This is a genomic window from Wolbachia endosymbiont of Tettigetta isshikii (assembly GCF_041154185.1).
Lineage (GTDB): Bacteria > Pseudomonadota > Alphaproteobacteria > Rickettsiales > Anaplasmataceae > Wolbachia.
On record NZ_JBFTEN010000005.1, the window covers coordinates 20,935 to 47,387 of the forward strand.

Here is a 26,453-nt window from a genome sequence, read left to right on the forward strand (position 1 = left end):
AGTGACATTCCGAAAAGTGATTTTACAAGGCATGTTTTGTGCTATACATTTTTATGTTATGTAAATAGCTATTCAAATAAAATAATGGAAAATATAAAAACCATACCAGTAGAAGATAATAACGTTAGGCTGGATAGGTACATAAGAAGAATTTTCCCTAATTTAAAACAATCTGTAATTGAGAAATCTTTAAGAAGAGAGTTGATCAAAGTTGATGGCTGCAAAGCAAAGTCAAGCGATAGAGTGAGCTCTGGGCAAACTATAACGATAAAACACTTATATTATATCAAAAATACCAATTCCGAACGCAAATATAACGAAGAGTTAGTGAATCTACTGAAAGACAACATACTGTATGAAGATGAATATATACTAGCTATAAACAAACCTGCAGGAGTAATCGTTCAAGGTGGTGTAAAGGTAAAAATCAGCATTAGTGATTTGCTTGATCAAATCAGAGAGGGAGAGACATTTAAGATTGTTCATAGACTGGATAGGGATACAAGCGGAGCGATAATATTTGCACGCAATGCCAATGTTGCCAAATATCTTATGGAAGAATTTAAAGCGCGTAGAGTAAAAAAAACTTATTTAGCATTAACTTCCGGCATACCGAGCAAGAATAGAGGAATAATAGACTATCCATTGAAAAAAAAATATATTTCAGGTCAAGAAAAAGTGGTTATTGATGAAAATTCATCTCAGAGTTCCACTACACGTTTTTCGATCATAGCAAGGCTAGAGCACAATGTCGCTTATTTAAAATTGCAACCAATTACCGGCAGAACTCATCAATTAAGGGCGCATTTAGTTCATATAAACTGTCCTATCCTTGGTGATGGTAAATATGGTGGTAGAAAGGCTTTTATCGACGGTATAGCAAATAAAATCCATCTCCATTCGTATTCTTTATCTTTAAAACTGCCAAATGGCAAAAAAATCACTATCACTGCTCTTCCCCCTGAGCACTTTAAAAATTCTCTCGAGGCATTACACCCTCCATTTGAGTGGTAAACGTTACCTAAAAAAAGGCAAAAAAGCCCAGTGGTGGCTAGTTGTTTACTTTTGTGTCGAAATGTTGGCGTTTCTTTATCCTAAACACTTAATAAGTGCGACTTAGCTGCTCTTTAATGCAACTAACCTTAGCCATAGACGTTTAAGAAATTCACTAAGCAGAAAAAAAGGCAAAAGAAACCCTGAGTAGCTAGTTATTCACTATCTATCTTATAACATTGGCGTTTTTTATGTCTTAAACGATTTATAAGCGCGTTTGAGCTTGTATAGGTAAAAAACCAAAAGTTTTAAAAGACATGCAGTGCACATAGTGCGAAAAATTAAACATGAGATGCCAAATATGCTAGGTTTTTTTTGTCATTTAATCTGCACATATTGAAGATAAATAATAGCTTCAACCTTATAATAATGGAACTGGCGAAGGTTGTCAGGTAGTTTTTTGTTTCTGTTGGATAGCTTTTCTTGACTGTTGTATGTCCGCTTTCTGTGTAGTGGAAATTGGTATAAGATCATAATAATTGACTTTACTCTCAAAATTTGTTAAAATCTAGTTAACTTGATATTCATAGGTATAACATGTTAGGCACCACAGAAAAGGACACTTACCTTACCAAACTCAAAGCTGGTGGAAGGTTTTATATTTACGCTTTTGGTATACATCTGGCGGCTACATTTACCATTGTCTGTTTAGGGTTAATAATAGGATCTTCTCTACTGACCTTTCCACTTGCTATGCTCATCTCCAATCCCATAGTTTGGATTTTAATTGGAGTAGCTCTTGCAGTGAAATACAAATTGGCTATTGAACCTTTGTTTTACTGGGTCAAAGGTTATGTTAGTGGAAAAGGAGCAGATCAAGATAAAGATAGTGGCGTTGGTAGCGAACTCGGTTCAGAGGAAAGTAGTCGTAGAAGCTCTAATAATTCTTTGGATAGTGGTTTGGGTGATGAATTTCATAAAAAGTTACAAACTCTTGTGCATCAGACAAATGGAGGAAATTATACTTACTGGCTACAACAGCATGATATTGCTCATATTGCAAGAGTTAAATATGGGTATTCAGAGGATTCTGCAGACGGTGTATTCTTCTGTATTCCTGGTAATCTTGAATCCTTGAATGAAAGGTTGAGAGAATATAAAAATAAAGCAGAACGAGAGAATTCGAAAATGATATTTACTTCAGTTATTAATTTGGATGGTAATCATTGGGTAACGCTAGTTGTTGCATACAACTCGGATAATGAACAATTTAGAGCTTATTATTGTGATTCTTTTAGTGCTGATTTACCAAGTCCTGGTAGTAAATGTAGTAGCATAAAGCTTGCAAATGAAATTAAAGACAAGTTATTTGCACCTCTTACTAACCAAGCCATTAAGTTAAATGCACAAGGAAAAAAAGAAATGGGTCAAGATGTCCAAAAAACAGCACAAACGTGTCGGGAAAGGAAAAATGAATTAGTTAACGTCCCAATAGATGCTGATAGTATAGTGAGCGCACTGGAGGAAATTTTGAGAATTGGAAGTGGTAACATACAAAGCTCTGAAACCAAACAACAAAGCGATGGGCATAACTGTGGAATATTTGCGTTAGAAAATGCTCGAATGATTACGCAAATGCTTAAAGAAGATAAATTATTTGATCAGATTGATACAAAGCTATCGGAGTACAAACCTGATTCAAAGCAATTGAAGGAGAAAAGAAGAGAATTTGCAGAAGCACTCATGAATGATAAAGAATGGAAGGAAGATTTAAAAAACGGGCTTTTCGATCTCCAGCCAGAAACACAAACATCTCTTACTTCAGGAGTGCAGAATGCTCAGACTTGTAACACTATATAGTTGTTACCATTAGCCCCATGCTCCTCCACATAGGAAATCTAACGATCGATTCTCCGGTAATCTTAGCACCAATGTCTGGAGTGACTGATTATCCGTTTAGAAGTATTGTGAAGAAGCTCGGTGCAAGTTTGTTAGTCTCAGAAATGATCGCAAGCAGGGCTATGATTTTGCAAACTCGCAAGAGCATGCAAAAAGCAAAAGTTGATGAGTTGACCGCTGTGCAGCTCGCTGGGTGCGAGCCCGATGTTATGGTAGAGGCTGCGAAATTAAACGAGGATATGGGTGCAAAAATCATAGATATAAACTTTGGTTGCCCAGTTAAAAAAGTTGTAAATGGTTATGCAGGATCAGCACTAATGCGCGACGAAAAAAAGGCCGCTGAGATAATTGAAGCTGTAGTCAAGGCAGTTAATGTGCCAGTTACGGTGAAAATGCGCACTGGATGGAACGACGAAAATCGCAACGCTCCACGTTTAGCGAAAATCGCAGAGAATCTTGGGGCAAAAATGATCACTGTGCACGGAAGAACAAGAGCACAGCTTTATAATGGTCAAGCGGATTGGAAATTCGTTAGGAATGTCAAAGAGCAAGTAAAAATTCCGGTTGTAGTAAATGGTGACATTAAAAATTTGAATGACATTCAAAATGCGCTCAAAGAATCTGGAGCAGATGGAGTGATGATAGGTCGTGGCGTTTATGGCAAACCCTGGTTGATTAATAAAGCAATGAACTTTCTCAGTGGAGGTGAAATTTCCGAGCCAACAGCCTCAGAGAAATTAAACATCATACTTGAACACTACGACAATATTCTTGAGTATTACGGAAGCGACACGGGGATAAAAATGGCCCGCAAACACATAGGCTGGTATAGTAGCGGGGTTAAAAACTCATCTGAATTTCGTGTGAGAGTAAACGACATGACAGACAGCATGGAAGTAAAAGAAAATATAGTTAGCTTTTTCGGTCAAGGAGATTAGACTATCTAATAATCTGAAAACTCTCTGCAGACAAAAGCGAGTACTATAATCAACAGGTTTACAAGAACTAAATTATCACTATTCTATAATTAACCAATAATCAACTTTTGCGTTTATGAATAAAAGCTTGTCCACTAAAGTAATCGTTGTCATTTTAGCTTGTTTATTAATCTTTATGGGAGTTGGCAACCTTCTATCAGATGACGGTAAAAAGGAGGAGTTGGCTAGAGTTGGAAAGGAGGTTATAACACTAGATGAGTATAAATCGCTATATCAAAATTACGGAAAGCAAATTTTTGGATCTAATGTTAGTGAAGAACAAGTGAAAAGACTGAAATACGATTTACTTAATGCACTCATAGAGCAAAAACTATTGTTTAACCTGATGAGTGATCTGGGGCTGGTAATTGGAGAAGAGTCTATAAAGGACCATATTAAAAATACTAAATACTTTCAAAACGATGAAGGTGAGTTTGACAAAGGGAAATTTCATGAGACGCTAAACGCCCTGCATATGATAGAAGGAGAATATACAGCAAAGCTAGAGAAAATTCTGCCTGCAATGATGTTTGTAACTTCACTGTTTAGAGATAATTATCCAGTGACTTTTGGCAAGAAAATTGATGAGCAGATATACAGAAATCGCCACCAAACCAGAGTAGTTGATATTGTTAAAATAACTAAAGATGCAGTTACAAATGTTCCAAAGCCAGATAATCAAACTTTACTTGACTTGTATGAAAAAAATAAATCCCATTTTTATTATCCTGAATATCGAACTGCACAGTATATTTCTTTAGGCCAAAAATATTTTGAAGATCAAGTTCAGATCTCAGATGAAGAGGTTGATGATATAATAGAACAACAGAGACTTAAGGATCAAAGAGATATATTCAACCTAATATTTCATTCTAAAGAGAAAGCCGAGGCGGCAAGAAAAGCATTTGAAGAAGGCAACGTAAGTTTTAAACAGGTAGCGGAAGAGTTTGGTAAAACAAAGCTTGAGGAAAGCAGAATGAATAATATAACCAAAGATTTTCTACCAGAGGGTATGGGAGAAAAGGTATTTGCTCTCAAGGCAGGTGAAGTGAGCGAAGTTTTAGCAAGCGGTTTCGGTTGGCACATAATAAAAGTGGAAAGTGTACATCAAATTTCTAGTGAAAACTTAGCTGATTTAAAAAAGGACGTGAAATCAGTTTTAATCAACCGAAGGTCTTTTGAAAAAGTCAATGATTTCATAAATCAAGCAAATTATAAGATATACAATGGTGCAACGATTGAGGAAATATCCAGTGAATACAATTTACCTGTACAAACCATTGGTCCAGTAGATGCAAGTGGAAGGGATCAAAGTGGTAATAGTGTAGAAAGTTCTAATGATTTGATTTCTTTTATCTTTTCTCGAGAAAAAGAACAGAAAAGTTATTTTAAAGGCATTGAAGATGCCGTTGTCAGTGTAAAGATCACCGATATTGTCCCGCCTAAACTACAAAGTTTTGAAGAAGGTAAGACATCAGTAGAAGACCTTTGGCGTGATGGGTTTATAAAAGAACAAATGTTTAAGATTGGACAAGAAATTGCAGCTCAACTAAAAGAGAAAACAGGTTTGGAAAAAATTCAAGGTGTAGAATTAATAAAAAATCAGCAGATACCCTGCAATGAAGCAGAACGACAAAATTACCCTTTTTCTTTTATAGAAGAGATTTTTAATATGGAGACAACTGACTCGGTAACAGACCTCCTTCAATATAATAATGAAGTTATAATAGGCGTTCTAAAAGAGATATATTCATCAAGTGGTAAATTAAATACATTTGACACTGGAAAACGAGTGATGATATCGCTAAAAGAGCAATTAATTAGCTACCTAGAATCAAAGTATAAGGTTGAAGTTAACCACGCTATGCTTGATGATATATAGCCATAGAACCTATTTTACCTCGAACACATGATGTTATTCCAGTTTTAACTACTTCGATGACAAGAAAAGGGCACATAGAAGTAATGCTGTGTCACTGCAAAATTTGGCATTAACCGATAATAGTTGAGGTCAAGGATTCGGGACTTTTCTTCTGCCCTCTTTATCCCAATTATTCCATAAAAAATTATTTTACATATTCAGTAACTTAATTCTAATAGCAATAGAAGGAGTTTAAAGCTCTATGAAAAGGATTCTTATTATAGATTAATTTAAGGAGGTTATATGAATAACAAGGCCGGGTATGTAAAGATTTAACACTTACAGCAGAATTAGATGTTGTACTAGGAGGACTTGCAGGTTTAGGGCTGAGCTTTACAGCTTTATCGCCCTTAGTTATAGGTGGAATTATTGGTTCTATACTACCAATATTGCCTACAGTTTTTGCTATAGGGTATCATAAATTTTGCTCGATTGGAAAAGATGCAGGTGCAAGCAGACTTCCTGTAATATACTTCGCCACACTAGCAGCTATCAGTGTCGGAATTGGGGTCGGCCTTGCAGCAGCTGCAGTTTCTATTTTTCCTGGTGCAATGCTCGGGATGCAATCAGCAGCTTTAATAGGTGCAGCAGTAGGAGCAATAACACCAGTTATAGCGACTCTTGCAATGGACTATGCTATAGTGCCAGTAATTGACAAAGTGGACAAGCACATTATATCGCCTATATTTGAAAAGGTTTTTTCTTCAAAAGAGCAAGAGAGAACAGTTTAAGCTAACTAAGCAAGGTTTCTGTTATTTTAGCGCGCAGCGCATAGCTGCACGAACATTGCAATTTTGGAGTACCTTTCACCAGTAAGGTGCTCATCCAAGTAGACGCTTTGTATCTATTCAGCGAAGTGGTAAAATGAGGTAGACAAAACACCCTAAAAAGGTAATCATAGAATAAAAGTGAGCTAATATGGTAAATCTTTAGAACTCCGCAAAAACTTAAAGGTGGAGATAAAAAATTTAAAAGCAGAGGATAAAGCCCTGAAGATTGAGAATGCTGAATTGAAGGAAAGGCTCGGTTTAAACTCAAAGAATTCATTTCTATCAAGCTCAAAAGAACAAACCAAAGAGCGAAAGGAACATTGCCTTGATATTAGTAAATTAAATGATTATATAAAGTCTATGTTAATGTAAGGAGGTCTAGCATGAGTAACATTATCCGTTCAAACAAAAGTGGCAATCGTGAAGATTTCAGCTTGAGAGGGCTACAAAAAGCTGTTGACGACATGTTTAATAGCTTCTTCACAGGTTGGGGTCCAGAGCTCACCAGAAGAGATAATATACTACCAACTTGCGACTTCTATGAAACTGAGGAAAATTACTGCCTGTCTATAGAGTTGCCAGGTATTCCAAAAGAGGATGTAGATATTAGTATGTCCGGTGATAGCTTGATAGTAAAAGGTGAAAAAAAGTATGATAATGAGTCGAAAGAAAAGCGATACTACCATCGAGAAAGGTATTATGGCTCTTTTTATAGGTCAATCCAACTTCCACCTAACACAGATGTAGATAAAATATCTGCTAAGTTTTCAAACGGAGTATTGCATATAAGCATACCTAAATCTGAAAAGCATACTAAAAAGATTGATATAAAGTAATTGAACAAATAGCAGGCTCTTAGCTTGAGCCTGCTATAGTAGAATTGATTCTTGTAGGTTGCTATGCTTACCAGTTTTATACAACAAGTTTTTTCCACTTAACTAAAGATCTTCAACAACCCACTTTGTAAAATTCACAGGACCCATTAAAATATTTTTTTACATTTCATTATATATTACTCAACATATTATCTTTAAATACTAATAATTATGGCTTTATTGATAGTTGAGTCGCCTGCGAAGGGAAAAACGATAGGCAAGTATCTAAGTAAAGAGTTCAAGGTAGTTGCATCTTTTGGACATGTGAGAGATCTGCCAGTAAAAAACGGTTCTGTTGATCCAGATAATGATTTTGCCATAAAGTATGAGATTATTGAGAAGGCAGAAAAATATGTAAAAGAGCTAGCAAAGGAAGCAAGTAAAACATCAGACATATACCTTGCAACAGACCCAGATAGGGAAGGAGAAGCAATAGCTTGGAATGTGGTAGAGGCACTAAAGGAAAGGAAGGCAATCAATGATAAAAGTCACATTTATAGAGTAGTCTTTAATGAGATAACAAAAAGGGCAGTGCAAGAGGCTATAAAAAATCCACGTGAAATTAATATGGACTTAGTGCATGCGCAGCAAGCACGCAGAGCTTTAGATTACTTGGTCGGATTTAATTTGTCGCCACTGCTATGGACAAAATTATCAGGAAGCAAGTCTGCAGGACGAGTGCAGTCTGTTGCACTAAAGCTCATATGCGAGCGGGAAGATGAAATTAGTAAATTTATAACACAGGAGTATTGGAGCATAAAGGCAGAGATGCAAAATAGCAAAAACGAAACGTTTTTTGCTATGCTCAGGCACTATGACAATAAAAAGCTAGAAAAATTTGATATTAAGAATGAAAAGGAAGCAAAGAACTTAGTTGGGGAGATTGAGTCAAGGCAATATGCTGTAAGTACATTAGAACGCAAGCAGGTTAAGAGAAACCCGCTTCCTCCGTTTATTACCTCAAGTCTTCAACAAGATGCAGTGAATAAGCTTTACTTTAATGTAAAAAATGTTATGCGCATAGCACAAAACCTATATGAAGGTATCGATATTGGTGGTGAAACTGTCGGGTTGATAACTTACATGCGTACAGATGGGTTTTATATTGCGAATGAGGCTATAAACTCAATCAGAGAGTCAATTAAATCATTGTATGGTGATAAATATTTACCAAAGTCTCCTCGTCAATATGTAAAAAAGGTCAAAAATGCTCAGGAAGCGCATGAAGCGATTCATCCAACTGATATAAATAGAACGCCAGATAGTATCAAGGACTATTTAACGCAAGAACAATTTAAATTGTATGATCTGATTTGGAAAAGAACCATCGCAAGTCAGATGGAATCAGCAATCCTTGATCAAGTGGTGGTTGAAATTAGTTCTACTGATCAGAAGGTAATTTTACGAGCAAGTGGATCGAGCATATTTTTTGATGGTTTCTATAAAGTTTATAGAGATAACGCAGATGATGAAGATGAAAGCATGCTACCTGCTATGAAAGAAGGTGAAGCGTGCAAACTGATCTCTGTTGATCCAAAACAGCATTTTACTCAACCGCCACCACGTTATAGTGAAGCAAGCATTGTTAAAAAAATGGAGGAAATTGGCATAGGCCGTCCATCAACTTATGCAGCAATTATTTCAGTATTGCAAGACCGTGAGTACGTTACATTGGATAATAAAAGATTTATTCCAAGCAGCCGCGGTAAGATCGTTACCATATTTCTAGAAACCTTTTTTCAGCGTTGTATAGAGTATAATTTCACAGCACAAATGGAAGAAAAGCTTGATTTAATCTCAAATGGACGTGCGGATTGGAAAAAAGAACTAGGCTATTTTTGGGTGCCGTTTTTTAATCTTGTAAACTCCGTCAAGCAAATGACGCATGATGAGATTTTTAGCGGTATTCACAGTTTGGTAGTTGATTGGTTTTGTTCAGAAGAAGGAAAGGAAGAAATAGGCAAAAAATGTCCTAATTGTTCTGATGGCATATTGAAATTGAACTTTGGAAAAGCCGGAGTGTTTCTTGGATGTTCTAACTACCCTGCATGCAACCATACAAAGGAAATTACAGGCAGTAATGACAACTCAGAATACCCAAAAAGTTTGGGTATAGACTATGTGACAGGGCAAGGGGTGATAATCAAAAAAGGTCCTTTTGGGCTTTATCTGGAGTTCAATAACGAGTCGAAAAAGAAAAAAACGGTTTCCATACCAAAAGATATAAATATTAATGATATTGATCTGAATACAGCTACTCAGTTGCTTTCCTTGCCGAAAGTGATCGGAGAACACCCAGAAACCGGGAAGGAAGTAAAAATAGGCCTTGGAAGATTTGGGTACTATATTTTCTATGATAGTAGATACTTTTTTCTTAAGAAAAGCTCCAAGGAGGTATTGGACACGCAATTAGATGAAGCTGTGCAAATTATTGCAAAAAGCCCACGTAAAGAGCTAAAATCCCTTGGTTTTAATGACAAGGGAAAAGAAGTTTTCATCTGCAACGGTAAGTATGGATTCTATATAAAATTCGGTAAAACAAATGTGGCCTTAGGCAAAAATGCAGATATTGAAAGTATAGATTTGAAAAAAGCTTTAGAGTTAATTAAGAATAAAAAATAAATGCTTAAAAGATATCTTGCAACTCTTCTGTAAATGCAATATGTTGAGCTTTATAAAAATACTTGTCAATTATTAGTGTATATGGAGGTTAAATTATCTTAAATGGTATCAGAGGTTATGACTTATATAAAATTTTAAAGGAGTATCGTAATAATGAAGTTGGACCAGTAAGCTATGAGCGTTTAATGGGCGTACATGCAGACATTAATGCCAAAGACAATATGGAAAGAACTGTTTTACATTATGCTGCTTATTTCAATGATACTGACATGGTTGAACTTCTTCTCGATGCAGAAGTTAAAACTAATATAAAAGATAATAATGGTAAAAAACCGCTTTCTTTTGCTAAGAATAAGGAAATAATTGATTTATTGAAAGGCCTACCAGCTAGATGCTTTTCCAATGTTATGGTCAGCTGTCTTTTAGCCTTCCTTCCCGCTTTTTGCGAAGGATGATCTTTATTATATAATCAACATAAAGAGCCATATAAGATTGCTTCTACTATTGCTATGAGAAAGTTGCTTGTTCTTGCTACTCCTTAGTCAGAGATGATAGCTGAGGAGTATGTCTGTTTCTATTTAAGCTAATTCATAGCAGAGCTAATGTAGCTGTGCATTTACATAGTCCACAGCTACATTGTATCTATTCAGGGGCGTGGTAAATATTAAGGCAAAAGCGATGTCATATAAGTAGCTGACACACAGCTGTACAAAGGTCGTGATCTGAGCCTACCACGAGGGTGTCATCCAAGCAGCGGACACTGGTTTCTTTATAATGGCTTTCTAATTGCACATAAGTCAACAATAATTTTCACACAAACCAAAACAGCGTATCTTCTTCATAACCCCAACTATGGATTAGAAAGAAGTGAAAAAGCCTGGAAGCATGGGTTTTAATTATAAAATTACCAACTGGGATGTACCACCAGTTTCACTACACAATGGACGAGTAGACAACAGTGGAAAAAAGCTATCCAACAGAACTAAAAAACTACTTGACAACCTTCGCCGATATCTTTACCATAGTACTGAAGCTATTATTTATCTTCAGTCTTTGCAGACTAAATGACAAAAAACTTAGTATATTTGGCGTCTCATGTTTAATTTTTCGCACTATGTGCACCGTATGTCTTTTTAAAACTTCGGGTTTTCAAGCTGAAACGCGCTTATAAGTCGTTAAGACATCAAAAACGCCAACATTTCGACACAAAAGTAAATAACTGGCCGCCACGGGATTTCTTTTGCCTTTTTTCTACTATAGTAAGATTTTTAAACATTTATGACTAACATAAACTAAGTAAAAAGGTGTCATTCCAGTTTGGGATCCAACCTTCATGCAATCCCATCGAAAATGCTGTGTTTTAACAGCTACTTTTATGCTCACCAAATCAGTTTGCTTGCGTTTCTTGAGTGGACTTGCTAAATTAATAATATATTATACTAAATTAATTCGACTAAGGGGTGGTATGATTCCAGAAACACGTAAAGAAGCATTTGAAGTATTAGGATTATCAGGGAATGCAAGCGGACGAGAGATTAAGAAGGTATATCACAAACTTATAAAGCAATGGCACCCTAATAAATGGGTAGATAAAAGCAAAGAAGAGCAAAAGATAGCAACGAAAAAGTCTCAGAAAATAACAGTAGCATATGAAATATTGACAGGCAAAATCAAGGATGAATCCACCAGACAACAGCCTAATGATGATTGGTATAAAAAACCGCGCGGTTCTTATTTCAGTAAAGAAGAGAAAGATTTGTTTGACGCTCTTTCCCGTCAAGACCTAACTAAAACAAAAGCTCTGTTAAAACAAGTTCAAAACATCAACGCACAAACCAAGCTTCACAATATAATGACTGGCGAGTCAATATTGCACTACATTGTAAAAAATTCTTGCAACAACCCCAAATCTGGCTGGAGAGAACTTCTTCAAGAAGTTTTATCAAAATATAGTGCTAACAATTCAACACCAGTTATAGATGTGAATATTATGAGTAAACTTCATGGTACGCCTTTACATGTTGCGTGTGAACTAGGCAACCTTGATGTTGTAAATGTGCTTTTAGAGCATGGAGCAGATCCTAATGTGTATGGCTTTGTGTATAAATCACTGCATTATGCTTTAAAAGAAGACAAAATTGATGTTGCTGAGGCGCTTCTTGAGCATGGAGCCAAAGCTGGAGAGTTAAATCCTCTCACAATCATAAAATATAGTAAGAACGCGGTGGAAGTACTATTACCGCACTTATCTGATAAAACAAAAGGTTTGATGTTATATCATATTATCAAGGATAGCGTAGAGACTGACCATGATATTGAAATTGTAGAATTACTATTATTAGATGCGTGTGTTGACCTCGATTATTATATTCGATGCGCTGAGGAACAGGGGGAGAGCAAGCCTACAAGATTATTTAATGAACACAAAGAAAATGCAATCAACAATGATTCACATTCTTCAGGAGGAAGATGGATAATCATAGTTCCAACGTTACTGTTTGGTGCTATAGGTGCCAAATTGGCTGCAATGGGCATTATACCTGAAATTGCTGCTATTTGGGTAATTGCAACATCTGTGTTATCAGGAATTGCTGGTGCTGTGATAGGTGATGTAGCTGGGTATCTTGTTGATGTAGCAATAAGCCAATGCTGTGGTAATCAACAATGTGCAGCTTAGTAGGCCAAATCTCTCTTGGTATCTCAGCCACTAACACATAGCAGAATGTCGATAAACCTTTAGCTATAGTATAAAAGCCACACAGGACTATAAATGATGAATCAGCATTGCTTTAAAGAGGGTACCCATATTTTCAGTTAATCTTAGAAATTCACTAAAAATCCTATTTTTTTGTTCATCACTTGCATTTTTTATCAAAGCCTGCGTTCTTTCTTTTATACCAAAAAGATATAAAAATTCTCTTTGAGTTAAAATCTCGCAATCTACGTATTCCAATGAATCTCTTAACGCTTGAAAATTCACAAGTGCAGTAATATCGCTATTACCAACATTTTCAAGAAAATTGGCATACTTGTGTTGCTTTACCGATTGCAGAGTGCTCTTATACTTAGGATATACGTAGCCATAATCTATGATCAAAGCAGCTCCTTTGTTATTGTACACTTTTTTCTCAAGTCTTTTTAATATTTCAATTCCAGCTGGACATACTTCCACTACTGCGCCGTCGAAAAGTTTTTTGTTTATCATTCCAGTACTTGATGCATAATTGTGCAAGCGTTGTAATTTGCAGGTAACTTGAGTAACAGGTGGTGTCATTCCAGTGCTTGACACTGGAATCCAGTAATTCTGATTATAAGTAAGCACACTAAGTTGATAAGCATAAAAGTAAGCTGATTTTACTTGAAATAAACATTTTTGATGAGACTCCATGGAAAACTGGATCCCGGTGTTAGCTACTTTGGATGACAAGGAAAGGGGAGATGACAAGAAAGTGGCACTGGGATCTTTTTTCTGGACCCAAGTGTCAGCTACTTTAGCTGACACCCCGTTATCTTGCTTTACTATCCTATTTTCATACCATTCTCCGTTACGATACACAAACTGGTCTATTGGAAGGGCATCAAAGAACTCATTTGCTAGAAAAATAGTTGGTCGCTTTGGTAGGCTATCGATATTTTTGTGCCAGTTAATATCTAAGCCCTTTAATTTTTTCTTTTGTATCTCCTGTAAAGCAGGGCTTATTTCAATTAGGTGGATCGACACTGAATCAAAAAAGTTATTGTATTTTTTAGTGACTCTTATTATATCGTGGATGAGTGTTCCTTTGCCTGGCCCAAGTTCAACCAGAGAAAATTTTGATGGCCTCCCTAATTTTTCCCATGTATGCATTACCCACACTGCAATTATTTCACCGAACAATTGACTGATTTCAGGTGCTGTAATAAAATCACCATCCTTGCCAAGTGGTAATTTACTCATATAATAGCCGTACTCTTTATGGTATAGAGCAGCATTCATGAAATCACTGATCGATATTGACCCTTGGTTTTTATCAATTAACTTGTGTATATAAGTGAGCATTATTAATAAATGTTTAACTATAGCATGTCATGATCTAAAGTATTAGAATATTTATATGTATAGTATAAACTTGAGAACTTATGGATAATAGTGATTCAGCTATGGACGACCAAGATACCACCCTTACACATCAAAATGATGGTATTGAATACAAATTTGAAGAGGTTATCAAGTTTGTAGAAAATAAGGTTATAAGTGCTGATGGGTTGACTTTAGCAGAGGTATTTCAAGCTCTAGTTCAAATGTTAAATGGTGATCTAGAATTGGTAAAAAAAGTGCTAGCGTATGCTAATATTATGGCAAAGCATGGAATGAAGGTAACAAAAGAATCACAATTAAGCAGAGCTGATGTCCTTCGAGCTCTAGAAGGCAAAGAGAATGTTGTCAGCAGACAAGATTTCATAAAGAAACCACCTTCTACAACTGCTGTAAAACCAACCAAAAAGAAAAGTAGAGGTCTTTAGATGGCTGATTCCATAAAAAAATTTACTGTACAATGTGATTTCAAGGGACAAAGCTCGCCTTTTGCGATATACGTAGGAAATCCAAAAAGCGACATTCATCCGATTCATCACCAAGATTACTGGCTTGTAAAAGAGCGTGGAGGTAATATCCCAAGTAAAGTAAAAGAAAGCTTGCTGAAATTATACAAATTGTCTCAGGAAAACGGAGTTTCTTTCCCAGAGCTATGTGCATATGCCATTACTATAGTTAATAATGATAAAAAAAATGATAACAAGAAATAGATCCCTTGCATTTCTACCATAACGCAGGAGGGCTAGCTTAGTTTCTCAATATTTCATTTATCGAAGTTTTCGATCTTGTCTTTTCATCCACTTTTTTTATTATAACTGCACAATAGGTTGAAATGTTATTTTTAGATGGGATAGATCCTGGTACCACTACAGAATAAGGCGGCATTTCGCCATAAAGTACCTTATTTGTTTCCCTATCAATAATTTTTGTTGATGCTCCAATAAAAACTCCGATACTTAAAATCGCTCCTTCTCTTATTATAACACCTTCGGCTATCTCCCTGCGCGCTCCGATGAAGCAATTATCCTCTATAATAACTTGAGAAGCTTGAATAGGTTCTAAAACTCCTCCGATCCCCACTCCTCCAGAAATATGGCAGTTCTTTCCTATTTGTGTGCAGCTACCAATCGTTGACCAAGTATCTATCATTGTGCCTGAAGCAATATACGCACCAACATTGACAAAGCTTGGCATCAGAACAACATTTGTACCTATATAGGCAGATTGACGGACAAAACACCCAGGAACTGCTCGAATTTTTGAATGGTGAAACCTTTCTTCATTCCATCCATCAAACTTATTGTTGATCTTATCACACCACCAATTGTTATTGCCTATTATTTTGCTCTCTTCAGTGAGAAAATGTAATGGTATTGCCTGCTTTATCCATGTATGCACTACCCACTTTCCACCTGACAGCTTTTCTGCCACTCTAATTTTGCCACTGTCTAAGAGCTTAATTACCTCTCTAATTATCACTTTTGCTGCTTTTTTACACTATGATCGCCAAGCTCATCCCTGTTTTTCCAGATATTTTTCACATCACTTTGTACTTTTTCTAGTTGCAGGTATTTCATTTATTACATATTGACAATAAATTTATAATTTTGTATAATTCGAACTTGTTACTACTAATTTGTAAGCACTGTGAAAATACAATGCAACAATTGTACTAAAACTTACTTAGTATCCTCTGAGCAAATAGGCAAGCTTGGAAGGAAAGTAAAGTGTACAAACTGCAACCATACATGGCATGAATACTTACAAGAATCAGACGATGTGCACACTACAGGTATACAAGAAAAGAAAGTTGGTGGAAAGAATTTTTTAGTGTTTGCTACTTTAGCTTTTGCTGTAGTATCAGGACTGTGTATCGCAATAGCTAATCCTAGAGAAATGGACAAGGTATACAAAACGATCGGTTCGTATAAGGATTCAATAAGCTATAAATTAGGGTATAAGAAAAAGCAAACCGATAGCCCGAATATAAAAAGGCTTGCAGCAAGTAAATTTTATCAAGACTATCTTTTTTTTAACTAATTTAAGATCTAGTTAATGTAACCTTAGATCTCTTGCATTATGGCAGAAAGCAGATTATATAATAGATAAATATTTCTTGTATTACAGCCTGGGTTAGTTTATCCTTTAAGTAAGAGTTACCTAGGGGGCATAGCTCAGTTGGTAGAGCATCTGTTTTGCATGCAGAAGGTCAGCGGTTCGACCCCGCTTGCCTCCACCATATAATATTTCACAAAATGTGCCATAATGGTTCACTTTATAACTCAAACAACCTTCTAATACCAAACCTCAATGGACAAATTAAAAAAATCGCTTTTTGCCTAGGGGTTTAGCGAATTTATGATGCGCTCTATTTGCCTTCACAATGACGAGTTAGCATCAAAAAAAAGTTCCACCTTATTCCTTTAACCTTGTAACGATGCTCTCTCTGTCGATAAAAATTAATAGTTTAGCGAGTTCTGGACCTGTTTTTGTCCCTGTCAGTGCTAAACGTAGCTGCATAAACAAGTCTTTTGCCTTTATATCTACTTTCTGTTGAATAGCTTTGACCCACTCTGACAATGTATTCTCATTACAATCACCTTGAGGCAATGCATTGAGAGCAACTTTTGCAAATTCCTTATCGAGAATTACAGGTTCTATATTGGACTTACATATCTGCCACCACTTAACTACCTCAGAAAATCTTTCTATATTGCTTCTTATAAAATACCAAAACTCCGAGGAGTTCACTCCAGTTTGACTTAAACGCTCTTCCACCATTGTAAATGACATTTGTTGTAGGACTTTGCTATTTAGCTTATACACTTCACTTAAGCTAAACTGCGCGGATGCTGAGCTAAATTTTTCAATATCAAATGAGTTAATTAAAGACTGAATGCTAACATGAGCCTCGATAGGGTCTGAAGTTCCAAGTTTTGCTAAATAACTAGCCAGTACCATTGGTTCAATTTCATCTTCTTTGATGGATTTGATATCTAGCCCACCTTTGCGTTTTGATATTTTGCTATCATCAAAATGTAGCAGAGGAAGATGAGCAAACGTCTCAATTTTCGCTTTTAATGCTTGAATCATTTGTATCTGCACTGCGGTGTTAGTTACATGATCTTCCCCGCGTACAACATGGGTTACATTAAAGTCAATATCATCAATAACAGAAGGTAACATATATGTGTAAATTCCATCTTCTCTTTTTACTATGGGATCACTGATGTGACTTGTTGCAATGTTTATTTCACCTTTAACTTCATCATTCCAGTTAACAACTTCGTTTCTATCCAACTTAAATCTAAAATGTGGTCTTCGTCCTTTCTGTTCATAACAAATTTTCTCTTGCTCAGTAAGAAATAATGCGCTCCTGTCATATACCGGTGGTAGTCCCTGTTTTAACTGCAATTTGCGTTTGATGTCTAACTCTTCACTTGTTTCATAGCACGCATAAATATGTCCTTCTTTTATTAACCGCAAAAACACATCATTGTAGCGCTCAGAACGCTCTGATTGCTTAAAGTTTGAATCCCAATCTATACCGACCCATCTCAAGTCTTGCATGATGCTGTCTACGTATTTAACATCTGAACGCTGAAGGTCAGTATCATCGAAACGAAGTAGAAACTTTCCGTTTTGACTACGTGCATACATCCAGCAAATGAGTGCAGTGCGAACATTTCCTACATGAAGATAGCCAGTTGGGCTCGGAGCGAATCTTGTTAACATCCAATTTATGGTTTTGATTTGTTTTAATTTTATATAAATATATGGCCAAAGCAAGCAAAGCAGTTGCGCAACACCAGGTAGCATAGAAAAACCTCTTGGCAAATTCCTCAAGTCCCCTCACAACTGTATGAACATTGTGCTACCACTATGGTGTCATGCCAGCGTCACGCGCACAGCTGTACGAACATTGCAATTAGCAGGTAATTTGCGGGTGTCATCCAAGTGCTCCGACACCGGGCTTTCTATAATCATCAAAAACGTCGTATTTTAACATAAAACAGCTACTTTTATACTCACCAACTTAATAAAATTCCTAGATGCCAGTGTTAGCTACTTGCATGACACCACTTGCTGTAAAAATAAATGTTTGTTTATGAATTGCTTTAATATTTACCAAATGGAGAAAAATGCAAAAGAAACCCCGGTCGGTGGCTAATTATTTGTATGTACCTCAAATATCGGCGTTTTTATCCTCAACGCTATGATTCAGCTACTTTTAAATGCAAATAGCCTAAACTGTAAACGTTAAGAATTTTACTGAGCAGAAAAAAGGCAAAAAAACTCTAAGGCAGCTAGTATTCAAATTCTCCCTTGTCTATTTGACGTTCTATACTGTCTTAAACGACTTATAAGCGCGTTTCAGCTTGAAAACACGAAGTTTTAAAAAGAATATACAGTGCACATAGCGCAAAAATCAAACAATAATATGCCAAATACAAGTTTGCTTGTCGCTTTAACTTGCACAGATTGGGAAGTTAAATAAATAGCTTCGTATCATAATAAGGAGGCTAGCGAAGGTTGTTAAGTGGTTTTTGTATCCACCCTGGCTACGGTGTTCGTGCACAACTTCTACTGAATTGTGCTCTCTCTTCGATAACGTGGCGGAAATGCCTAATTAATCCCTGAATCGGCCAAGCTGCAGCATCACCAAGTGCGCAAATCGTATGCCCTTCTATTTGAGTTGTAAGATCAAGTAACTTATCTATTTCACCATGTCTAATGTTCCCTGTTGCCATCCTTTTCATAATTCTCCAGATCCATCCAGTACCTTCACGACACGGTGTACATTGCCCACATGATTCATGCATATAGAAATGCGATAACCTCTCTATTGCAGCTATTATGTCAGTTGATTTATCCATCACTATGACTGCAGCAGTACCAAGACTTGATTGTACACCTATTAGTGAATCAAAATCCATTTCAATAGTATCGCATATAGATTTCGGAATAAGTGGCACTGAAGACCCGCCAGGTATCACAGCAAGTAAATTATCCCAACCCCCTCGCACTCCACCCGCGTATTTTTCAATTAACTCACGCAGTGGAATTCCAAGCTCTTCTTCAACATTACACGGGTTATTTACATGTCCCGAAATACAAAATATTTTAGTACCGGTATTATTTGGTTTACCAAGAGACGCAAACCATTCTCCTCCACGACGCAGAATATCTGGAACCATAGCTATAGTTTCAGCGTTGTTTATCATGGTTGGACAGCCAAAAAGCCCAACACCTGCAGGGAATGGTGGCTTCATGCGAGGGAAGCCCTTTTTTCCTTCAATTGATTCAAGCTGAGCTGTTTCTTCTCCACATATGTAAGCTCCTGCTCCCCTATGTATAAATACATCGAGGTCATAGCCCGATTTACAGGCATTTTTTCCAGTCAGGCCTTCCTTATAGGCTTCCTCAAGTGCTTTTTTTAGAACTAAATATTCATTATAAAACTCGCCCCTGATATAAATATATGCAACTGACGCGCAGATTGCTTTTCCAGCCAGAAGAATACCCTCAAGTAGCTTGTGTGGCTCATATCGCAATATATCTCTGTCTTTGCATGTACCTGGCTCTGACTCGTCTGCGTTGACTACTAAATATGTTGGTTGTTCTTTTGAAGGATTTTTGGGTATAAAACTCCACTTAAGGCCGGTGGAAAATCCTGCACCCCCTCGACCTCTTAAGCCAGATTTTTTTACTTCATCAATGATTTTTTCTGACCCTAAATCCAGTAGCTCTTTTGTTTTTTGCCAACTACCAAGTTTCTTTGCATCCTTAAGTAGTGGAGCTCCTTTACCACTCAAATTAGTGAATATTTTGTCTTGTTCTTTCACCATGGCTTTTGAAACCTTAGTGAAGGAGTAACGCTTGAAACGAACCCCTCTCACGCTTATTTGTTAATTTTATAAAATTAGCCGTATAGAATACATTCTATTAACCTTTATTCACGTAAAGATACACACCTAGTTGAGAACTTGCAAGAAAAATTAAAGTAAATTACGTAATAAAATAGAATTGAGTCAATAAAAAATTTTTGTCGTTACTAACTTCAACCAAGTTTCTACGGTTTGCTATTTAAACTGCTGTAACTAAATCAACAAATTTTAATATAAGGAAAAACATTATGAGTCCGACAAGAGAAGCGTTTAGAACACAGTGGGTGAAAATCCAACCTAGGCAAAGTTCAGAAAAATTTAAATTTAATAATAAACCCACATATACTACGGATATGGGAGCTACATATTGTGGAGACTCTTGTAACCTTGTGTTTTTGGATTACTGTCGTACCAATTTTCGATAGCCTCATTAATGTAGTGAAAAATATTTCCTCTTTCCTGGAGAAATTTGTTATATTCTTTTGGGTTACTGACTTTCATTTTCTGTGGCATATTCTTTCTTAGGTAGTTAAATAGCTACTTTATAATGAATTTGTCAGTAACCGCTAAGTTTTCTAGTTGCCATACAACAAAGCCATTCCAGCGTCACGCGCACAGCTGTACGAACATTGTGCTACTAGTAGGGTGTCATGCCAGTGTCAAACACTGGCATCCAGTAATTTTATTAAGTTAGTGAGTATAAAAGTAGCTGTTTTATATTAAAATACGACGTTTTTGATGATTATGGAAAGCCCGGTGTCGGAGCACTTGGATGACACCCGCAAATTACCTGCTAATTGCAATGTTCGTACAGCTGTGCGCGTGACGCTGGAATGACACCCTTGTGGTAGGCTTAAATTACAACGTTCCTGGAGATGTGTGTCACAGCTGAGGTGGTAATGGTGTCAGGCAATAGTAAATACTTCCTCGCTTCTAGCGGTTTTTTCTTTTTTTTCTGCTTCTTCAATTTTAGAGTCGGGTTTTGATGTTTCATCTTTAACATAATCATTTGAAGATTCGACAAGTTTTTCTTCTGGTTGTGTTATTTTACCTGATATGTATTCTTTAGCTCTCTTAGCAAGCTCGATTACAATAGCTACTCCAATTACAGTTACAATTGTAAGTGCTAATGCGTGTATTCCTACCATGGATAAGGATTCTAGTGCTGCTGATAAAGATGTTAAGGAATCTACTTTACATATTGAAAAAGCACCGCTCGCAGCAATACAAGCTCCAGCTACGATGTTTCCAACAAACAGCAAAGGAGATAAGAACAAGGTCGCCAGGCTGTTGAGTTAACCCTTTCCACGCTATTGAAAGAAAAACGTAAGCTGCTATTAATGGTACTATGGAAATAGCGCCAACAATGCCACCCACTATACCTACTACCAGAGGTGACGGAGTAGTAAGGCTTAATATAATAAGCGGGAGAGATATAACTGATAGTATTATAGAAATTACACCTATCGTTTTCAGGATGGATGGAAGTCCTTTTGAATCTAAGAGTTTTTTAACTCCTTTAAATAATATAAAGAGGATGCCTATACATATTATAGCACAAAGTATTGCTATTTTTATTATAGCTGCTGATATAAGTGCTGCTAAATAAGCTACATTCATCAGAATTTTACCCATAATTTTAATAACATCTCAATTATCACATACCATAATAAAAAAGTCAACCTCACACCTTGGGTTACAGCTTTACTAGATCCTAAAAACTAGCTAAAATGGGCAAACATTTACGAATTGAGTTTAGTGTGCAGCTACGAAACAAGGGCGTTAATATCAGCCATTCTTTGTAGAATTGCAATATGGTATGACTACATGCTCTTTACTGATTTGGCTAATATAATTAGCAGAGAGTTTTGTTTTGCACAAAATATTTATGGTAATATATTCCAATTATTTGTAATTATAGGGCTAAGTGCAATGGCAAGGCCATTGGGTGCATTCATATTTGGTCACATTGGTGATAGGTACGGAAGAAAGATAGCGCTAATAATCACCATCTTGCTAATAATGATGCGACCCAGCCTAATTGCATTTATTCCAAGCTACAGTCATATTGGTATAATTTCTACTATATTGCTTATTACAATCAATATAACCCAAGAACTTGCACTTGGTGGAGAACAAGGAAGTTCTGCGTACCTTATAGAGCATTTATCTAATAGAAAAAAGAACCTAGGGATGTTTTTTGGAGTGCTGAGCTTCGGTCGCTCTCTTGGTGTTTTATTTTTTGCAGTTATGATAATCATCTGCAAAAAAAACACTGATTTTAACACTTGGGGTTGGAGGTTGCCGTTTGCCTTTTCGGCTATTTTGGGACTAATCAGCGCATATAGTATATACACGTTAGAAGAAACCACAGCATACAAAGAAAATAGAAAACACGGAAATTTATCTAACTTACCAGTAATAGAACTTATAAAGCACCATAAGAGAGCTCTTACACTTGCTATTTTAATATCTGTACCCGTTAATGTTGCTGTTGGGTTCACTATATTTCTTAAAACAATTGCAAAAGAAATAGTATCGGTTGAGACGTATGTAACAACATATGTCAACGAAGTTGTGCTCATTATAACCAGTATATTAATGCCGATATCTTCTATAGCATTTGGAATGCTAGCTGATAAGATTGGAAGAGAGCTTGTAGCAATCTTATTTATAGTGATTATAATGATACTGTGTTGCCCTGTATTGTCTATTGCGTATTACTATAAAAATTACCTTATGGTTGCGTTGAGCATAATGATTCTTTCTATAATAGAGAGAGGTATAGTTCCCATAGGAATAGTAACATCTGAACTTTTTCCTACCAATGTTAGATTTAGTGGAGTGAGTTTATCACGCAACATCTCTTATGCTTTGCATGGCGGATTTACTCCGATGATATGTACTTGGTTTACTATAACATTCCCTCAAATAAACTTTGCTGCTGGGCTTTATATAATCTTCTGCTTGTTGATCAGTTTGGTGGCAATATTGCAAATAAAACCACAAGATAAAAATTTTGATTGGTAAAAATTCTGGTATAAATCATACACTTTCCGTTGATGAAATAAAAAGGATTGCAAGATTAAAGGACGCTCAACTTAACCAGTACATGCTGGAATAACTAAGCCTAATTAGGTTCTCAGTTTTTCAAAAAAATCTTTTAGCAAAAAAGAGCACTCTGTTTCTAATATCCCACCATAAACTTCGGGTGCATGGTTGCAAAATTGGAATATTTTAGCACCATTTTCAATTCCTCCACCTTTTGGATTATAAGCTCCAAAATATAATCGTTTAATTCTTGCAAAGGAGATAGCTTGAGCACACATTGGGCACGGTTCTAATGTTACATACACTTCAGCATCACAAAGTACTGACGTTGAAAGCAATCTACATGCTTGTTTAATTACTAACATCTCCGCATGTGCAGTTGGATCGTTGGATATGTTGTGCGCGGAAGAAACAACATTGCTTCTACTCACTATTACAGCGCCTATGGGAACTTCGTCACTTTTTTGGGCAAGTTTTGCTTGCTCTATTGCAAGCTCCATATACCGGTATCTAAACACTTTCCTCTGCTAATCTTCTTTTTTTAAATTGTGTTAGCTGCTGTCTTAATAAATGATACAAAAAGAGGATGAGGAGAAAACGGTTTTGATTGAAACTCTGGGTGAAATTGCACGCCGATAAACCATGGGTGGTTTTCCAGCTCCACTGCCTCTATACACGTTCCATCTTCTGATATACCACTGCATATCAACCCATTTTTTTCTAAATCATCTTTATAATCTAAATTAATTACGTATCTGTGTCTATGCCTTTCCAAGATAGTAATATCACTATACGCATCCGCCATTTTGGAATTTGGGCTTATATTACATTTATATGCCCCAAGTCTCATGGTTCCACCAAGTTCAATGTTCTTATCGCCAGCTAGCTTAATGACCGGATGCTTACAGGTACAAAATTCTTCGGAGTGTACATCTTCAAGCTTAATGACATTGCGAGCAAATTCAATAACTGCAAGCTGCATACCAAGACATATTCCAAAAAATGGGATATTACGCATGCGAGCGTAACTTATTGCCGATATTTTACCCTCTACTCCATCATCGCCAAATCCACCTGGAACGAGGATTGCATGAGAATTCTGTAATTTCTCTTCTATGAGTTTTTTGTTGATAGGTTCTTCACTCTTCTTCCTTGAGTTAATCCAATTGATTTTTACCTTGACCTTATTACTAATTGCACCATGATTTAATGCTTCAACTAATGATTTATACGCATCGGGGAATTCAGTGTATTTTCCTACTATAGACACAGTAACTTCCTGTGTTGGGTGTCTCATAGAGTGTACTATTTGATCCCACTCAGTTAGGCTTGGTTTTGGCTTGTTTAAGTTAAAATGTTCTAAAACTTGCGTGCCAAGTCCACATTGGTTATATAAGACCGGCAGCTCGTATATATGGCTTACATCAGGAGCAGGTATTACATTAGGCAAAGAAACATTACAAAGATTGGCTATTTTTCTTCTTTGATTATCAGAAATTTCTTTCTCGCTACGACATAATATAATATCTGGTTGCAACCCTGCAAAGTTTAACTCTCGAATTGAATGCTGTGTTGGTTTTGTTTTTAATTCTTGAGCTGCAGTAAGATATGGTACCAAGGTCAAGTGTATAAGGATAACTCTTTGTTTTCCAAGCTTATAGCTGATTTGACGTATGGCTTCCAAAAAAGGTTGGCTTTCAATATCACCTACAGTTCCGCCAATTTCACATATTACAAAATCTAAACCTTCCGTACCATTAAAAATAAACGATTTGATTAAATCTGTCACATGAGGAATAACTTGCACAGTTTTGCCCAGATAATCACCATGCCTTTCTTTCTTCAGTAACTCATGATACACTTTACCAGTTGTTACATTGTCGTCTTTGGTTGCTTTAATTCCAGTAAAGCGCTCATAATGCCCAAGGTCCAAATCAGTTTCAGCACCATCTTCTGTGACAAATACTTCCCCGTGTTGAATTGGGTTCATTGTTCCGGGATCAATATTCAGATACGGATCAAGTTTCCTGATACGGACCCAAAAGCCGTGAGCTTGAAGAAGTGCGCCTACACTTGAAGCAACTAAACCCTTGCCAAGTGATGAAACGACCCCGCCTGTTACAAAGATAAATTTAGCTTCCTTCATCAATTTTCAAAAGGAACATAAGTAGATTCATTTTCTTGTTTTTTTTCTAGTATAATTTTTTCTACAATTGACTTCTTATGCACATCTTTTGAACATAATCCTGATAATAACAATGTGTTTATAATAAATAATCCGGCAACTATACCTGTTGTTTTGCTAAGCGGATTTGCAGAAGATTTCACCGGAATCATTGAATTGAGCTCCTGCTGTGAATTGCTAAAGCCACTCAGCGAACTACTCCCAGGTAGCTGCAAGAGCACTAAAATTACTAGAACAACAACTAATATTATTTGGAGCGCACTGAGTATCGTTACTGACATTGTAATAGGGCTGAAAATAAAAATTTTAGGAGCATGAAGTACATAAGTCAAGAGATCTGTTCAAGTAAACGAGCGTTGTGTCTGGAATAACAGAGGTTTATTAAATATTTTACCTTAAGATCTTAATTTCCTATTATACGAAGTACACAGCAAGCAATTTAAAGATTACAAAAAAGAGCATAGAAAGCGCCCGAGAGAGAAAATTATTCTGGATAATGGACAACCACTGCTCGACTATGAGGTTTTAGAGCATATTTTGTACTCAGCATATAGTAGAATTGATGTAAAGCCAGTAGCAAAGAGTTTGATAGAGAACTTTGGTAGTTTAATAAGGTTTTTAATACTGATTTAGAAGCACTGCGAAACATTGATGGAGTCAACGATGCAGCTATATCTGCCATTTTTTGTGTAAAACAAGCCTTTGTTTGCTCTGCAAGAGAAGAAATAAAGGACCTGACTATAATCAATAATTGGAAAAAACTGCTTGATTACTTAAGAATAAGTATTGTAAGTTAAAACGTGATATAAAAGAGATAAGAGAGAAAGATAACCCTACTCACTATAGGAATAGAGTTATGATGGGCGTGTGCGACCGAGAAAAAATTGGTATTACAAACGTTCTTATCAAAGTACACTAGCCCTATCTCTCGATACGTTTGAATAGTTGTTTGGGACATATATATGCACCCGTTTACAATCTTAAACTAATAAAACTATCGAGGTTTATTATGGTTACATCTTATCAAAATTTTATTGGCATTGACATCGGAAAATTTAAAAACGTCGTTGCAATTCACAAACAGAAGAATGCTGTCGAATTTGATAATAATTCTTCTGGTTGGCAACAATTGTTTCAAGAGTTTTCAGATATTCTACCTAATTCTTTAGTGACTTTAGAAAATACAGGGAAATATGA

General features: G+C 36.3%; 23 protein-coding genes, 1 tRNA gene and 3 pseudogenes. 17 read left to right on the forward strand and 10 right to left on the reverse strand.

Going from position 1 to position 26,453, the window contains the following annotated elements; genetic code table 11:
* Positions 1 to 81: 81 nt before the first annotated feature.
* The 10 genes from AB6N09_RS01745 (at position 82) to AB6N09_RS01790 (ending at position 12,734) form a co-directional block, all read left to right on the forward strand.
* The gene (locus AB6N09_RS01745; RefSeq protein ID WP_411131262.1) at positions 82 to 1,014 is read left to right on the forward strand and encodes an RluA family pseudouridine synthase; all 933 of its coding nucleotides are present in this window, start codon (positions 82 to 84) and stop codon (positions 1,012 to 1,014) included.
* 576 nt (positions 1,015 to 1,590) lie between these two features.
* Positions 1,591 to 2,853, forward strand: coding sequence for a hypothetical protein (locus tag AB6N09_RS01750; RefSeq protein ID WP_411131242.1), 1,263 nt, complete (start codon positions 1,591 to 1,593; stop codon positions 2,851 to 2,853).
* Between the two features lie 17 nt (positions 2,854 to 2,870).
* Entirely contained in the window at positions 2,871 to 3,830 is a 960-nt protein-coding gene (gene dusB, locus AB6N09_RS01755) for a tRNA dihydrouridine synthase DusB (RefSeq protein WP_411131243.1), read from the forward strand.
* 115 nt (positions 3,831 to 3,945) lie between these two features.
* Positions 3,946 to 5,751 carry a peptidylprolyl isomerase gene (locus AB6N09_RS01760; RefSeq protein ID WP_411131244.1) on the forward strand — a complete coding sequence of 602 codons (1,806 nt, stop codon included), beginning with the start codon at positions 3,946 to 3,948 and terminating at the stop codon, positions 5,749 to 5,751.
* Positions 5,752 to 6,179: 428 nt separating this feature from the next.
* Positions 6,180 to 6,521: a hypothetical protein gene (locus AB6N09_RS01765; RefSeq protein ID WP_411131245.1), complete on the forward strand. Its 342-nt coding sequence runs from the start codon at positions 6,180 to 6,182 to the stop codon at positions 6,519 to 6,521.
* A gap of 222 nt (positions 6,522 to 6,743) precedes the next feature.
* Complete coding sequence (locus AB6N09_RS01770; RefSeq protein ID WP_411131267.1) at positions 6,744 to 6,932, forward strand: hypothetical protein; 189 nt, start codon at positions 6,744 to 6,746, stop codon at positions 6,930 to 6,932.
* A gap of 11 nt (positions 6,933 to 6,943) precedes the next feature.
* A complete protein-coding gene (locus AB6N09_RS01775; RefSeq protein ID WP_411131246.1) occupies positions 6,944 to 7,396 on the forward strand; it encodes an Hsp20/alpha crystallin family protein in 453 nt (150 codons plus the stop codon).
* A 210-nt stretch (positions 7,397 to 7,606) separates the two neighbouring features.
* On the forward strand, positions 7,607 to 10,057 hold the full coding sequence (gene topA, locus AB6N09_RS01780) for a type I DNA topoisomerase (RefSeq protein WP_411131247.1): 2,451 nt from the start codon (positions 7,607 to 7,609) through the stop codon (positions 10,055 to 10,057).
* Positions 10,058 to 10,242: 185 nt separating this feature from the next.
* A complete protein-coding gene (locus tag AB6N09_RS01785) occupies positions 10,243 to 10,512 on the forward strand; it encodes an ankyrin repeat domain-containing protein (protein WP_411131248.1) in 270 nt (89 codons plus the stop codon).
* A gap of 1,010 nt (positions 10,513 to 11,522) precedes the next feature.
* Entirely contained in the window at positions 11,523 to 12,734 is a 1,212-nt protein-coding gene (locus AB6N09_RS01790) for an ankyrin repeat domain-containing protein (RefSeq protein WP_411131249.1), read from the forward strand.
* An 87-nt stretch (positions 12,735 to 12,821) separates the two neighbouring features.
* Here AB6N09_RS01790 and AB6N09_RS01795 read toward each other — a convergent pair whose 3' ends face one another.
* Entirely contained in the window at positions 12,822 to 14,096 is a 1,275-nt protein-coding gene (locus AB6N09_RS01795) for a class I SAM-dependent methyltransferase (RefSeq protein ID WP_411131250.1), read from the reverse strand.
* Positions 14,097 to 14,176: 80 nt separating this feature from the next.
* On the opposite strand from AB6N09_RS01795, the gene AB6N09_RS01800 reads away from it, so the two are divergent.
* Together AB6N09_RS01800 and AB6N09_RS01805 are read left to right on the forward strand one after the other, a co-directional pair.
* Positions 14,177 to 14,560 carry a hypothetical protein gene (locus tag AB6N09_RS01800; protein WP_411131252.1) on the forward strand — a complete coding sequence of 128 codons (384 nt, stop codon included), beginning with the start codon at positions 14,177 to 14,179 and terminating at the stop codon, positions 14,558 to 14,560.
* Positions 14,561 to 14,842, forward strand: coding sequence for a DUF2610 domain-containing protein (locus AB6N09_RS01805; RefSeq protein ID WP_411131254.1), 282 nt, complete (start codon positions 14,561 to 14,563; stop codon positions 14,840 to 14,842). It abuts the gene before it with no gap.
* 37 nt (positions 14,843 to 14,879) lie between these two features.
* On the opposite strand, the pseudogene dapD reads toward AB6N09_RS01805, so the two are convergent.
* Positions 14,880 to 15,731 (reverse strand): annotated as a pseudogene (gene dapD, locus AB6N09_RS01810) (2,3,4,5-tetrahydropyridine-2,6-dicarboxylate N-succinyltransferase).
* A 48-nt stretch (positions 15,732 to 15,779) separates the two neighbouring features.
* Here dapD and AB6N09_RS01815 point away from each other — a divergent pair.
* Positions 15,780 to 16,172, forward strand: coding sequence for a zinc-ribbon domain-containing protein (locus tag AB6N09_RS01815; protein ID WP_411131255.1), 393 nt, complete (start codon positions 15,780 to 15,782; stop codon positions 16,170 to 16,172).
* Positions 16,173 to 16,295: 123 nt separating this feature from the next.
* Positions 16,296 to 16,371 (forward strand) — tRNA-Ala (locus tag AB6N09_RS01820).
* 176 nt (positions 16,372 to 16,547) lie between these two features.
* On the opposite strand, the gene gltX is transcribed toward AB6N09_RS01820, so the two are convergent.
* The 4 genes and pseudogenes from gltX to AB6N09_RS01840 form a co-directional block, all read right to left on the reverse strand.
* Positions 16,548 to 17,867, reverse strand: a complete 1,320-nt coding sequence (gene gltX / locus AB6N09_RS01825) for a glutamate--tRNA ligase (RefSeq protein ID WP_411131263.1) — start codon at positions 17,865 to 17,867, stop codon at positions 16,548 to 16,550.
* Between the two features lie 827 nt (positions 17,868 to 18,694).
* Complete coding sequence (nuoF, locus tag AB6N09_RS01830) at positions 18,695 to 19,981, reverse strand: NADH-quinone oxidoreductase subunit NuoF (RefSeq protein WP_411131264.1); 1,287 nt, start codon at positions 19,979 to 19,981, stop codon at positions 18,695 to 18,697.
* Between the two features lie 423 nt (positions 19,982 to 20,404).
* Positions 20,405 to 20,533, reverse strand: a pseudogene (locus AB6N09_RS01835) (IS5 family transposase); the annotation flags it as partial.
* Positions 20,534 to 20,925: 392 nt separating this feature from the next.
* Entirely contained in the window at positions 20,926 to 21,282 is a 357-nt protein-coding gene (locus AB6N09_RS01840) for a hypothetical protein (RefSeq protein WP_411131257.1), read from the reverse strand.
* An 86-nt stretch (positions 21,283 to 21,368) separates the two neighbouring features.
* On the opposite strand from AB6N09_RS01840, the gene AB6N09_RS01845 reads away from it, so the two are divergent.
* Entirely contained in the window at positions 21,369 to 21,629 is a 261-nt protein-coding gene (locus tag AB6N09_RS01845) for a hypothetical protein (protein ID WP_411131258.1), read from the forward strand.
* A gap of 176 nt (positions 21,630 to 21,805) precedes the next feature.
* Positions 21,806 to 23,050: an MFS transporter gene (locus AB6N09_RS01850; RefSeq protein ID WP_411131265.1), complete on the forward strand. Its 1,245-nt coding sequence runs from the start codon at positions 21,806 to 21,808 to the stop codon at positions 23,048 to 23,050.
* A 104-nt stretch (positions 23,051 to 23,154) separates the two neighbouring features.
* Here the strand turns inward: AB6N09_RS01850 and AB6N09_RS01855 are convergent, their stop codons facing one another.
* The 4 genes from AB6N09_RS01855 to AB6N09_RS01870 all read right to left on the reverse strand — a co-directional run bounded on the left by AB6N09_RS01855 (position 23,155) and on the right by AB6N09_RS01870 (position 26,214).
* Positions 23,155 to 23,571 (reverse strand): nucleoside deaminase, encoded by a 417-nt coding sequence (locus tag AB6N09_RS01855; RefSeq protein WP_411131266.1) that lies wholly within the window; start codon positions 23,569 to 23,571, stop codon positions 23,155 to 23,157.
* Between the two features lie 41 nt (positions 23,572 to 23,612).
* Positions 23,613 to 25,217, reverse strand: coding sequence for a CTP synthase (locus AB6N09_RS01860; protein ID WP_411131259.1), 1,605 nt, complete (start codon positions 25,215 to 25,217; stop codon positions 23,613 to 23,615).
* Complete coding sequence (gene secG / locus AB6N09_RS01865; protein WP_411131260.1) at positions 25,217 to 25,537, reverse strand: preprotein translocase subunit SecG; 321 nt, start codon at positions 25,535 to 25,537, stop codon at positions 25,217 to 25,219. Before secG ends, AB6N09_RS01860 begins: the two co-directional genes overlap by 1 nt.
* A gap of 512 nt (positions 25,538 to 26,049) precedes the next feature.
* Complete coding sequence (locus AB6N09_RS01870; protein WP_411131261.1) at positions 26,050 to 26,214, reverse strand: hypothetical protein; 165 nt, start codon at positions 26,212 to 26,214, stop codon at positions 26,050 to 26,052.
* A gap of 51 nt (positions 26,215 to 26,265) precedes the next feature.
* Here AB6N09_RS01870 and AB6N09_RS01875 point away from each other — a divergent pair.
* Positions 26,266 to 26,453 (forward strand): annotated as a pseudogene (locus tag AB6N09_RS01875) (IS110 family transposase); the annotation flags it as partial.